The sequence below is a fragment of the Staphylococcus sp. MZ3 genome (genome assembly GCF_018622755.1).
In the GTDB taxonomy this organism is placed as follows: Bacteria; Bacillota; Bacilli; order Staphylococcales; family Staphylococcaceae; genus Staphylococcus; species Staphylococcus aureus.
The window spans coordinates 417,490-432,438 of the sequence record NZ_CP076026.1 but is presented as its reverse complement, the minus strand read 5'-3'; the positions used below and the strand labels follow the sequence as shown (position 1 = coordinate 432,438).

Annotated in this window: 14 protein-coding genes and 2 pseudogenes; 7 read left to right on the top strand and 9 right to left on the bottom strand. The window is 30.0% G+C overall.

The window, feature by feature from the left end; all coding sequences use genetic code 11:
* Window positions 1-47: 47 nt before the first annotated feature.
* From KI230_RS01960 to KI230_RS01945, 4 genes are all read right to left on the bottom strand, one after another.
* Window positions 48-185: a hypothetical protein gene (locus KI230_RS01960; protein ID WP_001791691.1), complete on the bottom strand. Its 138-nt coding sequence runs from the start codon at window positions 183-185 to the stop codon at window positions 48-50.
* Window positions 186-303: 118 nt separating this feature from the next.
* Entirely contained in the window at window positions 304-1,374 is a 1,071-nt protein-coding gene (locus KI230_RS01955) for a superantigen-like protein SSL3 (RefSeq protein ID WP_214958305.1), read from the bottom strand.
* 290 nt (window positions 1,375-1,664) lie between these two features.
* Window positions 1,665-2,360, bottom strand: a complete 696-nt coding sequence (locus KI230_RS01950) for a superantigen-like protein SSL2 (RefSeq protein WP_045177072.1) — start codon at window positions 2,358-2,360, stop codon at window positions 1,665-1,667.
* A gap of 285 nt (window positions 2,361-2,645) precedes the next feature.
* On the bottom strand, window positions 2,646-3,326 hold the full coding sequence (locus tag KI230_RS01945) for a superantigen-like protein SSL1 (RefSeq protein WP_000668995.1): 681 nt from the start codon (window positions 3,324-3,326) through the stop codon (window positions 2,646-2,648).
* 471 nt (window positions 3,327-3,797) lie between these two features.
* Here KI230_RS01945 and KI230_RS01940 point away from each other — a divergent pair, with 471 nt between their 5' ends.
* Together KI230_RS01940 and KI230_RS01935 are read left to right on the top strand one after the other, a co-directional pair.
* Window positions 3,798-4,643 (top strand): SDR family oxidoreductase, encoded by an 846-nt coding sequence (locus tag KI230_RS01940; protein ID WP_001024382.1) that lies wholly within the window; start codon window positions 3,798-3,800, stop codon window positions 4,641-4,643.
* 18 nt (window positions 4,644-4,661) lie between these two features.
* Window positions 4,662-5,021 (top strand): DUF1304 domain-containing protein, encoded by a 360-nt coding sequence (locus KI230_RS01935; protein WP_001021571.1) that lies wholly within the window; start codon window positions 4,662-4,664, stop codon window positions 5,019-5,021.
* A 256-nt stretch (window positions 5,022-5,277) separates the two neighbouring features.
* Here KI230_RS01935 and KI230_RS01930 read toward each other — a convergent pair whose 3' ends face one another.
* The 3 genes from KI230_RS01930 to KI230_RS01920 all read right to left on the bottom strand — a co-directional run bounded on the left by KI230_RS01930 (window position 5,278) and on the right by KI230_RS01920 (window position 7,104).
* Window positions 5,278-5,967: an NYN domain-containing protein gene (locus KI230_RS01930; RefSeq protein WP_000416469.1), complete on the bottom strand. Its 690-nt coding sequence runs from the start codon at window positions 5,965-5,967 to the stop codon at window positions 5,278-5,280.
* Window positions 5,968-6,188: 221 nt separating this feature from the next.
* Window positions 6,189-6,650 carry a 2-thiouracil desulfurase family protein gene (locus KI230_RS01925; RefSeq protein WP_000600869.1) on the bottom strand — a complete coding sequence of 154 codons (462 nt, stop codon included), beginning with the start codon at window positions 6,648-6,650 and terminating at the stop codon, window positions 6,189-6,191.
* A 46-nt stretch (window positions 6,651-6,696) separates the two neighbouring features.
* Entirely contained in the window at window positions 6,697-7,104 is a 408-nt protein-coding gene (locus KI230_RS01920; protein ID WP_000423531.1) for a YjdF family protein, read from the bottom strand.
* Window positions 7,105-7,466: 362 nt separating this feature from the next.
* Between KI230_RS01920 and KI230_RS01915 the strand changes: the two genes are divergently transcribed.
* The 3 genes and pseudogenes from KI230_RS01915 (at window position 7,467) to KI230_RS01905 (ending at window position 8,894) form a co-directional block, all read left to right on the top strand.
* Window positions 7,467-7,619, top strand: a complete 153-nt coding sequence (locus tag KI230_RS01915; protein ID WP_000248840.1) for a hypothetical protein — start codon at window positions 7,467-7,469, stop codon at window positions 7,617-7,619.
* Between the two features lie 268 nt (window positions 7,620-7,887).
* Window positions 7,888-8,471 (top strand): annotated as a pseudogene (locus tag KI230_RS01910) (SAR2788 family putative toxin); the annotation flags it as partial.
* On the top strand, window positions 8,472-8,894 hold the full coding sequence (locus tag KI230_RS01905; protein ID WP_000843946.1) for a hypothetical protein: 423 nt from the start codon (window positions 8,472-8,474) through the stop codon (window positions 8,892-8,894). It begins immediately after the preceding pseudogene.
* A gap of 537 nt (window positions 8,895-9,431) precedes the next feature.
* Here the strand turns inward: KI230_RS01905 and KI230_RS01900 are convergent.
* Window positions 9,432-11,258, bottom strand: a complete 1,827-nt coding sequence (locus tag KI230_RS01900; protein WP_000542272.1) for a DUF262 domain-containing protein — start codon at window positions 11,256-11,258, stop codon at window positions 9,432-9,434.
* Window positions 11,259-12,362: 1,104 nt separating this feature from the next.
* Window positions 12,363-12,698, bottom strand: a pseudogene (locus tag KI230_RS01895) (hypothetical protein); the annotation flags it as partial.
* A gap of 922 nt (window positions 12,699-13,620) precedes the next feature.
* On the opposite strand from KI230_RS01895, the gene KI230_RS01890 reads away from it, so the two are divergent.
* Together KI230_RS01890 and KI230_RS01885 are read left to right on the top strand one after the other, a co-directional pair.
* Window positions 13,621-14,100 (top strand): YqxI family protein, encoded by a 480-nt coding sequence (locus tag KI230_RS01890; RefSeq protein ID WP_000704946.1) that lies wholly within the window; start codon window positions 13,621-13,623, stop codon window positions 14,098-14,100.
* A 21-nt stretch (window positions 14,101-14,121) separates the two neighbouring features.
* Window positions 14,122-14,514 (top strand): hypothetical protein, encoded by a 393-nt coding sequence (locus tag KI230_RS01885; protein ID WP_000888757.1) that lies wholly within the window; start codon window positions 14,122-14,124, stop codon window positions 14,512-14,514.
* Window positions 14,515-14,949 lie beyond the last annotated feature (435 nt).

Below are 14,949 nucleotides of genomic sequence, written 5' to 3'. Positions count from 1 at the left end.
TTTATTATAGATGGCGTATTGCTCCATTCACATTAAACCTTGTTTAACTATATTTGAATCATCGTTAAGTAAATTAAGAAATCCATAATGTTCGTTAAATAAAAATGATTTTGATGTGATTCAACACTTGGCACATTTGAAGTTTCGTCACTTTTAAGACATAGAAATGCCACTTTTACAAACAAATGAATATTCGTCTTTTTACATCATTGCACATAATAAAAGAAGCTAAGCAACATGTAAACCGTTGTCACTTAACTTCTTGTTTTTCCGATGACAGCTTCTATTTAGAGAACGTCATGATTATTTTATATTCACTTCAATTTTATCAATGTTTGTACCTTCTATGACATCTGCCATACGATGCTCTTGCAGTTTTTTGTGTAATTCAAACGTATACTTCTCACCGTTTTTCATTTTAATAACGATTGTTCCTGAACCCATGTTACCGTAAAGATTATGTTTTTCAATGAGTTGCTTTCTCAATTTAAAATCAAGCTCTTTCAAGGAAATCTCTTCCTTAGTAATCATGTATTCTGAAACATCGCGTGAAATCATACCTTGATTATCTTTTTTAGTAATGCTTAATTCTGCTTTGTGATCAACTTTTTTACTATTAGTCTTCGTGATGCCATCGACAGAATATTTTTTCAATTGATATTTATTGTCTTCTAAAACGATAAATACATCGATATTATCGTAAGGTCCATCTTTATATTTTTTCTCATCTTTTCCAACTAAAGCTATTTTATAGATGAACCTATTTGGAATAACATTCATAAACCTAACCGTCGTCCATGGTTTGAGCATAAATCCAAACTGCTTTTCAAATTCAAAACTCGGTTTCGTATAATACGCTCTTAAATCTTCATATTTAGGAGTTATATCTGTTTGTACTTGTTTTATGGTTGGAGATTGTGGTGTGTCTGATTTAGTAGATTGCATTGGTTGTGACGTGTTTGTTGATGGAGGTGTTGTCACTTTAGTTTGTTGCGTTGTGGATTCGGTTGTCGTTTGTGATTGTTCTTGTTTAGGCGCTTGCGTTGCTGATATATTAAGCGATTTCTGCGCTTCTTGTTTAGGTTGTGATATTTTTTCTATTTTGGAAATTGAAGTTTTTTCCTCATTAGTATTTGGTGCCTTTTCGAGTTTAGGCATGCGTTCTTGTCTTGTGTTAGCTGCTTGCGTTGTCCCTGTATTTGCACCTGTTGTTATGTTTATCATTGCTGATCGCTCTGCTTTAAGCGTTGATACTTTGTCAACTTTAGTTGATTGTACTTTTTCTGCTTTGACCGATTGCGTCGTTACTGTAATTGCGCCTGTTGTTAAAATCCCTAGCGCTAAACTGGTTTTAGCAATTGTTCTCATTTTCATAATTGTATGCTCCAATCTATATTATATTCGATTGTCTTTTTACGTAATTTGAATCATACAACATCATTATAGATGGCGTTCTAAGATAATCACATTAAACCCCTTTTAACAATTATTGAAGTATTATTAAGTAATTTAAGCAAAAAATAATGAGTGATTATGAGATTAATATAGCGTTTCTATGTGCCTTTGAAATGATTTTTAAGCATTAAAAAGAAGTTAAGCAACGTTTGATCATCACTTAACCTCTCTATTTCAATTTCAAATTATTTCGTCGTCAAGTATGTGTGTTATGCTTTTCTAACTTTGATTTCAATTCTATCAATATCTGTGACATTGATAACATCGGACATCCGGTCTTCTTGTAACTTTTTATCCAATTCAAATGTATACTTTCCGTAGTATTTCTTTTTGACGGTAATTTTCCCTGTACTCATTTCACCGTAAAGCCCATAATTATCAATAAGGTATTTTCTTAATTTAAAATCAATCTCTTTCAATGACATTGCTTCTTTATCTATTTTAAATGGGAAAAAGTCATAATCATATTCACCAATATGATCTGCTTTAATAACTCTTGCTTCTGCTATTAGGTCGACAGCTTTATCGTTTGCACTCGTGATACCGCCAATGGAGTACTTTGCACCTTCAAATCTCTTATCCTCATTAACGTAAAATATATTAAGATTACGATGTACACCCGTATGATAATGTTGCTTATCTTTGCCAATTAAAGCAAGATTATTAACAGAATTACCATCTATGATATTCATAAATTTAATACTTGGTTGAATGAAACTGATATAACCTGTCACATTTTTATATTCAATACTCGGTTGAGTATAATAAGCTTTTAATTTTTTGCTATTTTCACTTATTACAATAGGTTTCTTTTCGGCATGAACTGGTTTTTCCGTTGTAGTGTTTACAACTGTTGCTAATATTCCTAATAACAAACTTATTTTTGCAATATTTTTCATTTTCATAGTTGTATGCTCCAATCTATTATAATTAGATTGTTTTATTACGTAATTTGAATCATACACCCATATTATAGGAGCTGTATTCGGATATTCACATTAACCTGTTTTTAACTATTCATAAAATATGATTAAGCTATTTAAGCAAAAGATAATGCGTGGTGCGACTGTTTGTGTGCGTTTTGTAACTTTTCCCCTCAAAAAAAGAAGCTAAGCAACAGTACGTCGCTTAACTTCCATATATTTCCATAACAAGCACTATTCAACATAGCGCTTTGTTATTAGAAAGTATTATTTCATTTCTACTAGAATTTTATTAATCTTAGTGCCGTCGATTGACTCACCCATACGTTCTTTTTCAAGTTTTTGACTTAAATCGATTGTATGTGTTGTGCCATCATTCATTGTAATTGTAATTTGACCTTGTTTAAGACCATTTGAATACAAGCCGTGTTGTTTAATCGCACGTTCTCTTAATCTATAATCAAGTTCTTTTAATGAGATGTCTTCTTTATAAATTTGGTATAGACTACTTTGTGGTTCTTCTTTACCTTTCTTGATTTCAAGGATTGGTGTGTGTATATAGTCAATAAAAGGTTGACTGTTTGTTTTTGTTACGCCACCAATTGAGTAATTCGCAGCTTGCCTACTGTCACCTTCCCTAACGACAAATATATCTAGACCTGGATTATTTCCTTCTTTAAATTTATCTTTATCCGGACCTAGTAACGATATTTGATAATACTGATGATCTGTTGCGACTTCCATATAATCTTTACCATTTTCAGTATATTTATATCCAGTCACATTTTTACGCTCGAAAAATGGTTTATTATAATAGTGTTTCAACTCTGATTCACTTTGTTGTTTAACTTCTGTTTTCGCTTGTACTGATTGTATATTCGACGTTATTACACCTGTTGCTAACATTCCCAATGCTAAACTTGCTTTTGCTATCGCTTTAAATTTCATAATTTTTAGCCCCAATCTATTTAAATTTGATTTTTCAATTACGTAATATGAACAATCTACCTACATTATATTGAGGCGCTATCCCCTTTCAAATTAAACCTCATTTAACTAAACTTGAATCATTGTTAAGGTAATTAATAAAATGCTAACTGTTATTAATCAATTCTTATCCGTCGAGACTCTTTTTTATACAAATCACACTTTATACCATTTTTATTTTAAAAACTGTAAAACTTTCAGACACAAAACAGACATCATATTGTCGTAGTACCTGATTAAAATTTTCAAAGATATTAGTGATACACATCAACTAAAACGCGTCATTACGGCATTTTCAACATTAATAATATTTACGTATTTACTATACACGTCGACAATAAATACAGATTAGAATTTTTTATAAAATCAAATGTTTTGAAAACCATCAAATAAGTATTATGTTATGTATATAAAGATTAGGAGATGAAGTGAATGAATATTATGTTAACAGGTGCTACAGGTCATTTAGGCACACATATTACAAATCAAGCCATTGCAAATCACATAGATCATTTTCACATTGGTGTTAGAAATGTTGAGAAAGTTCCAGAAGATTGGCGTGGAAAAGTTTCTGTTCGACAATTAGATTATTTTAATCAAGAAAGCATGGTAGAAGCATTTAAAGAAATGGATACCGTTGTGTTTATTCCAAGTATTATTCATCCATCATTCAAACGTATTCCTGAAGTGGAAAATTTAGTATATGCGGCAAAGCAAAGTGGCGTTGCTCATATCATTTTCATAGGTTATTACGCAGATCAGCATAATAATCCATTCCATATGAGTCCTTATTTTGGTTATGCAGCACGTTTATTGGCAACAAGTGGCATTGACTATACGTATGTAAGAATGGCAATGTACATGGATCCACTTAAACCATATTTACCAGAATTGATGAATATGCATAAACTGATTTATCCAGCTGGTGATGGTCGTATTAATTATATTACTAGAAATGATATTGCTAGAGGTGTCATTGCTATTATTAAAAATCCAGATACTTGGGGCAAACGCTATTTATTATCAGGCTACAGTTATGATATGAAAGAACTTGCTGCTATTTTATCTGAGGCATCAGGCACAGAAATTAAATATGAGCCCGTTTCATTAGAGACATTTGCAGAAATGTACGATGAACCTAAAGGCTTTGGTGCATTATTGGCATCAATGTACAACGCAGGAGCAAGAGGACTATTAGACCAAGAATCCAATGATTTCCAACAATTAGTCAATGATCAACCACAGACACTACAATCATTTTTACAAGAAAATATTTAATAATAAAGGAGCGATACAGTGAATATCATATCGATAATTTTAATCATATTTGTGGCATTAGAGTTTTTCTATATTATGTACCTTGAAACGATTGCTACAACTTCCAAAAAGACTAGCGAGACATTTAATATAAGCGTCGATAAATTGAAAGACAAAAATATTAACCTACTTTTGAAGAACCAAGGCGTATATAACGGTTTAATCGGAATTTTGCTAATATACGGTTTGTTTATCAGCAGTAATCCAAAAGAAATATGCGCAGCTATTTTAGTGTATATCATTGGCGTTGCTATTTATGGTGGCCTTTCAAGCAATATTAGTATCTTTTTCAAACAAGGCACATTGCCAGTATTGGCACTCATATCAATGCTTTGGTAAATATTGGTGTTTGGGGGTTTGGAGATGTAGTCTGGGGTTGAGAGTTTGGAGGGTTTGAGTGTTTTGGGTGTGGACGTTCATAAACTCAGAGTATTTCATCCTAATTATTTCAAGCAGAGGTGACAGTAACGTTGCCTCTGTTTCCTTATAGAAAAATTATTTAATGAAGAAAACCCATATCTGATTTAATTTTCAGCTGATAAATACTAATAGCTATAAACGTCTGTAAAGTAGAAGATGCGTTTTAAAAAAATTATTATTTAAATAGTTGATTTAAATAAAATTTAAATTTTTCATCACAAGTACGCCTACCATCAATGTGTAATGACAAGTTGTTTCTAATATCTGCCCCTAAAGAATCTAATACAAAATCAATTCCTTCTGTTCTTGCTAGTTTAGCAGCAGGTACAAAATCGCTATCACCAGCTATTAAAATAATTTTATCTACTTGATGTTTAAATGATAATGAAGCTATGTCTAAACCTATTTTCATATCAACACCTTTTTGTTGTAATGATAGGGAAAAATCTTTTTCTTTCAAATCATTTAAATCGATACTTCCATTTAATAATTTTTTTGTAATAGAGTATTTTAAGTTGTATTCAACTGAATACTCACTCAACTCTCCTAACCTCAATGCTACCTTTCTTTTTTTGCTCATTTCTTTGAAAAAGTCTTCTGTCCACTTTTTCGTATCAGTATTGGAAAAATTTACATTCTTTTTTAATAAGGGGTGATAAACTATCTTATCAATAGGAGGACAATCATAGTAAAATATTCTGTATAATTTATTATATATTTCTTCTTTGAAATGTGTCTCTTTTAAGTGTCTATTGCAATAACTATATAACTCGTCAGCTCTTTCTTTCGCTGTAACTTTTCCGTAGACTTTTGCGCTTATCTTTCTATAGTATCCACCATCTACTAAAATGGCTACTTTTTCCATTACATCACTCCTTTATATCAAAAAATCCATGATTTCGAAATTCCCGTATGGTGGGGTTCCTACTCTCATGGATCTGTTAACAAAATTATCTGTACCGATATATTATCACAACTTGAATATCCTTTCAACGATTTTAAAAAATATTTTATAAAACATCGCACAACTTAAACACTTGGTTTATTACGTATATCCTCAATACTTACTTTTCATGTACTATCGTTTCAATCATGGTTTTGGTCAAAAAACGTATTTTCATCATAAACTTTTATACCTTCATTAATGAGTAAAGCAGTTGCCACACCTACACCCTTTTTCTTATTTCCTGTAAAATTCCCATCATATATCTCTTGTGATCCACATGATGGGCTATTTGCTTTTAAAATAACTGTATCACATTGATATTTTTTCAAAATTTTTAATGTAACTATTGCTCCATGTTTATAATCGTCAGTTACGTCTTTGTCAGAAATAGTAACAACCTTTGCAGCGTTATTCCACACATCAAAACCATCTCCACCAATAATTTCTGCAGGTTCTCTAGGAATTAACAATCCACCAAGCAATTCTGGACATGCGTGAATAGCTTTTCCACTGTCTATTAATTTTTTCAATCTAACATCCAATTGATTGCCACCATCGTATCTTACATTTTCGCCTATCAAACACGAACTAATTAAAATCATCCCAACCACCTATAAATCATTTTGCTTTAATTTATTTGTCGTATTGCTAATGCCCCTTATGCTTCTCTTTTGCTTTAACCTTTTTAATTTCTCTTTTTCTTTTTTGAAATGCATCACGTTTTTCTTTATAGTTCTTCCGCTTTTGCTTTTTCTTTAATTCTAATTCTTTCTTAATAGCTATTTGTGCTTGGGTAGAGTATTTAGGTTTCTTTTGCTCCTTAGCAATTTGTCTTTGTAGCCTTTTCGGGTTTACTTTTCTAGAAATATTTTTCGTATAAACAATAGTTTGCATATCATCAATCATTTTCATTAATTGATGATGAATAAAATCCAATACCTCTATATCATCAGGTTCATTCCCAAATGTGTATTGGATAAATTTTGATTTATTTCCCATTTTATATTCTACCAATGCTACAAAAAATTGCCCATTGTAAAAAATAGATAGCTCCATGCTATCCCTCCTCTAGTTTAATTAGAAATGACGGACGACCCGAGGAGGAAGGTTACTGACAGTTTTAAAACTGCATTAGGACTACCAACCCAATTGTGTTTTTACACTTCTATATACAGAATATACGCCACAACGTTCCATGTAAACTGTAATTTTAAAAATTCACATTACAGAAGGTATATGTAAATAACGCTAATAAAATATTAACAGGGAAATACTTACACCCCATTAGTGTTGATTGGCATTGCATAACGCTTTTAAACAAATAATTTGGTAACAATAAGAAACGATTTACACAAAGGTAATTGTATAGTAAAATTATTTTATAATACTTAAATTGAATTGTACAAGGAGTGAATATCATGGTACCAGAAGAAAAAGGTTCTATTACTTTGTCAAAAGAAGCAGCTATCATATTTGCAACTGCAAAATTCAAACCATTTCATAATAGAATTAAAAATAACCCACAAAAAACAAATCCATTTCTTAAATTACATGAAAACAAAAAATCTTAATCACTTTATTTATAGCATTTCTGATCTCAGAAATTTAATAAAGGACAACGCCCTCTTTCATAACTATATAAGTCAAGAAACCAAGAAATTCCAAACATCTTTAAACCCTTCAATAGCACATTTCCTAAAACATAAAGCAATAAAAATGAACGATCAAAATTCCATACGTACGTATTTAATTATAGATAAATCAGACCTTGAAATAATGGGATACTTCTGCTTAAAAATTGTAAATATAAAGCTTGAAAAAGACGTTAGTGGAAAAACGAAAAAAGATATTGATTTAGATAAAAATATTCAATATGATTTGAATACTAATACTATGGATGATAAGGGCAGATACGTCGATGAAAATGGAAAACTAATAAATAAGGATTATGACGTTTTCGTAGAACAATTTGAAAATGAAGAATATGAAGCTACATTAATCGACAAAGAAACTGGCGAAATAATAAAATTCAACTCAATTGAAGCTAAATCTTCTGCATTGCCATTAGTAATATTAGCTGCTGTAGCTGATACGGAATAAACTATGCAATTAAAACATATGGAAAAAAGCAACTCAAACCGCTATCAAAACAAAGAGTTTTGGTAAATTTTTACCTTCTGTAGCCAATCTAGGAGCTAATAAAAGAAAACATATTCTTGCTAGTAAACATAATTGGAATAAAGTTACTAAAAACAATTGGAAAGATGTTTCTAAAGTAATGTCGCATGTTATGAGGTATGGAAAGCAAAGCCGATACAAAAAGTCCGCATACCAAAAAACACTTGTCATGAGTGATAGAACTGTAGTCATAACTTATACACGAAAAAATGGCAATATATATATCGAATGGATGGGTTAAATAAATGAAAAGCGTTAACATTCTATTAAATTTATTACCAACTGAATTAAAAAATATGTTAGAGAATAAAGATATGGAGAATATTCTAACATACTTTATGTCGAACGAAATTTCAGATGAAAAATTAGTATCATATTTATCAAATCTTGCGAATCAAATAAATACAATTGAATATCATGAAATGGTCGCAAGCATCTATCACTTTCATTTCAATTACATAGATAATGCCTATGATTTAGCATACTATCATTATTGGCAATCGTTAGAGATTTCGCAATTTAATAATGCTAATTTATTATACGAATTTTTAGAAATCCTTGGAGAACCAGACTTTAATATGATTTCACATGAGAATATTCAATTGGTCGCAAATAAAATTCTTGAAAGAGACCCTAATAATAAGTTAGCAATTAAATATATTAACTAAAAAACTACTAGGCATAAGGAATGATGGACATTTAATTTCATCGTTCCTTTTGTATTTCTAATATGCTTCGTTGTATCCATCTACAAATATTTCACTTCAAAAATCCAATATTATTTCACTAACTTTAAAAAATAAAACCATACAGTACTTGCTATTACAATAACTACGAAATTGCTAACAAGTCAAATTCTATAACAATTCACAACATACTAATACTACTTGTTTTATATATCATTTTAATATATAAAATTACTCCTTTTTTACCTTTAAAAATGACCTCACTCTTAAATTAATAGGTGCTGTGGTTTGGTCATTTATATTATTATATAAAAATGGCGACCAACAAAGGCCGCCTAAACAATTAAAACAATCTATCCATCGTATCAAACAATTAAATGATGCCATGATTCAATTAGCACAACAACTCAATTATTTTAAAAATATTCATTCGATACCTGGTATTGATATCAATCAGGTAATACACACTTTAAAGATACCATCAACTAGCGTGATAATAAAAAGCAAGATATATCAAACTTATTTATATAATTCTCTAACAACTTCTTCTATTAATTTATCACCACGATTTTTGATCATTTTTATTAAACTATCATATTTTTCATCAATTATATCTATTTCAATAGTATCTATTGTTCTTTTATCTGGATAAAAACTGTTGTTAACATACTGATTTTCTATAGTTCCCGTAATAGATGCCTTATCAATATCTATTGCTGAATAAAGAAATTTTTCTTTTTTTCTTCTATTAATACCAGAGTCAAGTAACATGATGTTACCTAAAGATCCAGCAGGGATTATTGCATTACCTTTATGCAGCTTGTATAATTTTCTTGAAAAAATATGTTCATAATCTAAATTATCATTCAAAGATGAATAGAAGCTTCTAAATTTATTAGCAATAAAAGTAATGATCATCTTCTCATCCGTTTGAATATTAATACTTGTCTTATTTATATTCTCTTCATTCCATCTAAGTAGCTCATTTCTAAACACTTCTTTTGCTAACGGCTTTAAATATCTATTGTTTTGAGATATGTATATATCCATTAATTTTCGATCACCTGTTCCTGACCAGTACTTTCTTATCACATCATAAATTGCATAAATTATGATATTAGACAAAATCACTTGTTGATTTTTTTTCAAAGATTTAGTTTGTTTAATAGAAAATGTGTTTTTATTTTCATCTAATTCAATACTATACGATGAGATCCATAAAGATGAAAAGAATGACATTATTTGTAATCTAGTAAAAGATTTAGTTTCATATTTATCTTCTCTTGACGATACTACCATAGAGAAAGCTTCTTTAAACTTGTTATTTATTATTTTATATATCTTCACAATTTTTTCAAACAAGATTTCTATATTATTTTTATTCTTCATATATTGATATTTATATGGTAACTCATTCATCTTATTTGTAGGAATGCCAAATACAATTAGCATTGTTTGAAATCCTAATTCATTGCATATATCTTCTGTTGACTCTTTAAAAAATGCTTGTAATTCATCAGAAATCACTTTACCAAGTCCATAACATAATTCAGATAAATTAATTACTCTTGACGTCTCCATTTCTTTAGGGTCAAAATTTTCAATTAAGATACCTCTATCATTATTTAATCTTTCGTACCTTTCTATTACATTTTTAAGTATCTCATCACTATACTTTAAATCTCCCAATTCAACTTCATATCTGTCCCAATGTGCAGCAAAAACTTGATACTTCGATAACTTTTTACCTCCACTGTTTAACCTTTGAAAAACTTCTGCCAATTCAGTCTCTTCTCCTTCAAAGAAGATACACGGAATCTTGACATTACTAATATCTAGTTGATTATTAAAATAAGTAATAACATCTGACTGTATTTGAGTGATTTCATCTCTAATATCTGTTTCACCTAATACTGGAAATTTATCCACCATTTTTTTAGCTAGTTCATTTACTTTTACATTTTCTTTTGTAGAATCAATATATTTTTCAATAATTTTCAGCAGAATATCTTCGGCATAATTAACTACTTCTGCTTTTGTACTCTCTGATGCCCCTTTATACAATTCAGCAATTTTCAATGTAAAATCTTCAAATTCAATATAGTTTGTTGGATTCTCCATGAAATCTACCATTGTAGAATACCTTTGCAGGCCATCAATAAGACTGTATTTATTATCATTTTCATATTCGTATAACAGAATAGAACCAAAAGGAAAACCATCTTTCAGCGTTGAGAAAAATTCTTGCTTTTGATTATTAGACCAAACTAGTGCTCTTTGAAAAGTTGGTAACTTTAATTTTCCTTCTAACTCTTCAAACGTTCTTGTTTCTATTCTATATCCCATCCAAACCTCTCCTTTTATCTCAAATACGAATTAAATAGCTATAAAACTATAAAAATTGCTAGAAATATGACATACAAATATATTATAAATTGAAATGTTGTTAAAATACAATATCTTTTCCATTTACATCTTATGTTTAAAGATCAATAGTACTACAACTATTTAAGGATAGATATACATTCTAAGTTTTTAAATACATTCTTCAGTTATATTTGTATATTCCAAATGTTTATTAATAGCATTTCTGATCTCAGAAATGCCATTAAGGACAACGCCCTCTTTCATAACTATATAAGTCAAGAAACCAAGAAATTCCAATCATCTTTAAACCTTTCAATAGCACATTTCCTAAAACATAAAACAATAACAATGAACGATCAAAATTACTTACGTGCGTATTTAATTATAGATTTGTCAATTTCAAGTGATTTAGCCATAACTATAAATTTTCCTATTACAAAAAAAGGCCAGCTATGTTTCGCATTGTTAAGAGGCGTTAGCTGACTTCTGATAAATTAATATTAATCTAAGTGTTATTAATTTTCAAATATAATTCCATTAATATTTGAAATAAATCATCAATTCTATAATTTAAAATACATCTATCCTCAAATCTCACTATATCTTCAATAAATATAGGTACTAATATTGGAATATCAACAATTAAAAGTAAAAAGCTATTTACAATCTATTCGTCTTATTATATATATGTCTGACATTATGACTTATTCACATAAGTATAATAGATTTCTTCCGAGACATACTCTGTTGATTGGAGAACATGTTCATACTCATTTTCAATTACAAAATAATTTACAAATAAAAAATAGCTCTACATCTATATAAACTTATATATGTTCGAGAGAAAGACAAAATCGACTTTCTTTATACTTGTTTACTGATCGCCACTGTTTTTTTGAAACGAATGAACTTAACTAAATATAGTAAATAAGCAATAAATATAAACAGATTAGAAATTAATATTTGCATCGTGCTGATATTACCAAATTTTATACTAATTATTACCCATGATATTATTACTAAAAATAAGAACGAACATACCCATAGATTAAAAAATTTTTTCATGGTATCACTCCTACACTATTAGCAGAATGTGGCTCCACCGGTTAGACCCCCGCCGACAGCACCACCAACAGCTCCAACTACGCCTCCACTAACTGTCCCAATTACTGGAATAGTAACTGTTCCTACTCCTGCACCTGCAAGACCTAAAGTAGTGCCTCCTGTCACTGCGCCACCCGCTATACCAGAAACGCATTTCCCTACTCCACGTTCTTTTTGTGTTTTCTGCACATAAAAACCTAATTTACCGTCTTTTTCAAAATAAATTAACGTAACATTTTTACCATTTTTATCTTTTGCAGTTGATGGCAAAATTTCCTTTTTACCAGTCTTTACATCTTTTAGTGTTGCCACTCCGAACTCCTTTTATATAAAGAAAGAATCCCACATATACTCAAAAGGCATACTAGAGTTCTCTACATAATCTATAGACTCATTTTAACCATTTACAATATACAAGTAAATAAATCAAATAAACCTTTTCGTTTTTAGTAAGTTTTTATTTCTCCGAAAAATTTTATTAAACGATATGCATGATTTCAATCTAGATTGATTTTTCAACTACTTACCGAGCTTTCCATAAACTATGTCGTTTTCTTACATATGTTTCAATCTTCGACCAATCTCAAAGATAGATTGATCGAAGATGTTGAAGTCGTGTTTCACGACGCCACATTTACGATTAACATATCTAGTTATCCAAATTCCTCTTCCACTGTAACAGTGGCGTTTCCCAGCGCATAATAATCTCTAACAATCTTAATAGATTTAAATAAATTAACGACTCTTAACAGTTAAGAATAATATTCTGACACTTATGCAAAACAATTAAATTTAATAGCAATCTCTTCTAAACTATTTTATGAACGGGATGGCAATATGGTAATCAAGTTCATGTGAAAAATTTATTAGTTACTGGCTACACAACTGGAATTTTGAAAATCATAGGGCAAATGTTACTTGCTGTAGCAATTTTTTCACTAACTATTTATTTTGCTTATATAATGGAATCTTTACTTTTTGGGTTCTTACAAACAGTCACTTCATTAGTACTTTTAATATGTTCACTTGTATTAGCTTGGACTTCTTTCATAGTTACATTACTTTTAATAATTGTGTTAAGTGGCATTTTCTATTTTGGTGAAAACGATTAATTAAATTATTAAATGCTAGTTATACGAATTAGGACCTTTCACTCACTTTGTTTTTTTAATGATTATTTACTTATATTTCAAACATTTGGTTTTGCAAATTCACTATTAAAGGAGATAAATGTATAATGAAAATCACAAAAGCTATTGGTTCACTAGTCTTGACTGCCGTTTTATTAACGTCTGTTTCACCTTTAACTAACGCAAATGAAATACAGACAAACAATACAAAAACTGCTCACCAAAGTTATGAAAATATAAATGGTGTGAAAATTAATCGCAATCCTAACTTGCCAATGAATCCAGAAGCACAACAACGAATTGGCGGAACAAAAGTAGTTAAAACTGCTATAAAGCTAATTATTAATAATAGGGGCAAAGCAAAAAATGTCATACAACAAGTTGGTGGCAAAAAAGCTGCAACTATTTTTGATAAAGGGTATTCAGGTATTGTAAAAGAATTGAAACCATTGCTAAAATGGTCAGAAGTACCAGCTAACGCTGTCGGTGATGCAGTTAAACGAGGCGCAATAAATGCCGGTCTAAGTAAAAGTGATGCTGGAATAATCTCAACTGTAGTCAAAGAAGCCATTGCATGGTTATTCTAAAATGATAAAGGAGTGTTTCATATGCTTGAAGATAACGGCGATATCAGATTGCTATATCAATCAATAGAAGAACTTGCTTCAGTTTTGGGTCAAAGTCAATTCGAAACTAAAACTGTCAGCTTAATATTTGTACAAATGGACTTAAGATATAGCGTTTTCGAAAAAGTGCAAACTGATTTTATGAAGTATTTAGCACATAAAAATTCTGATGAAATAAAATATATAGACTTAATCAAAATAATAGAAAATGCATTACCTGAAGATAAAGAACTTAGTATCAATGTGATTAATTCCATTATTATTGGTTTCGCTAATAACTATTATCCAATATTGCAAAGTTTAGTACCGGAAATACAAAGTAGTTATGGCATAACCATAAATAAAAATTTCAATATAGATAGTATAGATTTTTAAATATTATTTAATAAGAATAGGAAACCGATCCCAGGACATAAAATCCAAATCGTAGGCTCTACAATCTTATATTGGTAGTAGTTGACTGCGGAGCCCCAACATAAAGAAATTGGTACGCCAATTTCTACAGATATAACTCCCATCATTTCATCACATGATGTTGCCCATACCAATCGCACCAAAAAAGGCTAGAAACCGCATAATAACGGTACTTCTAGCCTATCATTTGCTATATATAATTATTCCCACTCGATGACAAGAGTACTTTTCGTTAATTTGTACCAGTTTATAACTATTGATATATCAAGATTTTTAATGCTCTATACTTCTCAACAGTTCATGTCACTGCATAATTTACGTATTCATTGCCTACAACGTATGAGATGATATATCAAATCAACTCTACAAGGTTGTAAAATATCAACATTGAAAGCA

Excerpts from the sequence above, each read along its gene's own strand:
- KI230_RS01955 (WP_214958305.1), bottom strand. The coding sequence starts at position 1,374 with ATGAAAATGAGAACAATTGCTAAAACCAGTTTAGCGCTAGGGATTTTA.
- KI230_RS01950 (WP_045177072.1), bottom strand. The coding sequence starts at position 2,360 with ATGAAAATGAAAAATATTGCAAAAATAAGTTTGTTATTAGGAATATTA.
- KI230_RS01945 (WP_000668995.1), bottom strand. The coding sequence starts at position 3,326 with ATGAAATTTAAAGCGATAGCAAAAGCAAGTTTAGCATTGGGAATGTTA.
- KI230_RS01940 (WP_001024382.1), top strand. The coding sequence starts at position 3,798 with ATGAATATTATGTTAACAGGTGCTACAGGTCATTTAGGCACACATATT.
- KI230_RS01930 (WP_000416469.1), bottom strand. The coding sequence starts at position 5,967 with ATGGAAAAAGTAGCCATTTTAGTAGATGGTGGATACTATAGAAAGATA.
- KI230_RS01925 (WP_000600869.1), bottom strand. The coding sequence starts at position 6,650 with ATGATTTTAATTAGTTCGTGTTTGATAGGCGAAAATGTAAGATACGAT.
- KI230_RS01920 (WP_000423531.1), bottom strand. The coding sequence starts at position 7,104 with ATGGAGCTATCTATTTTTTACAATGGGCAATTTTTTGTAGCATTGGTA.
- KI230_RS01915 (WP_000248840.1), top strand. The coding sequence starts at position 7,467 with ATGGTACCAGAAGAAAAAGGTTCTATTACTTTGTCAAAAGAAGCAGCT.
- KI230_RS01905 (WP_000843946.1), top strand. The coding sequence starts at position 8,472 with ATGAAAAGCGTTAACATTCTATTAAATTTATTACCAACTGAATTAAAA.
- KI230_RS01900 (WP_000542272.1), bottom strand. The coding sequence starts at position 11,258 with ATGGGATATAGAATAGAAACAAGAACGTTTGAAGAGTTAGAAGGAAAA.
- KI230_RS01890 (WP_000704946.1), top strand. The coding sequence starts at position 13,621 with ATGAAAATCACAAAAGCTATTGGTTCACTAGTCTTGACTGCCGTTTTA.
- KI230_RS01885 (WP_000888757.1), top strand. The coding sequence starts at position 14,122 with ATGCTTGAAGATAACGGCGATATCAGATTGCTATATCAATCAATAGAA.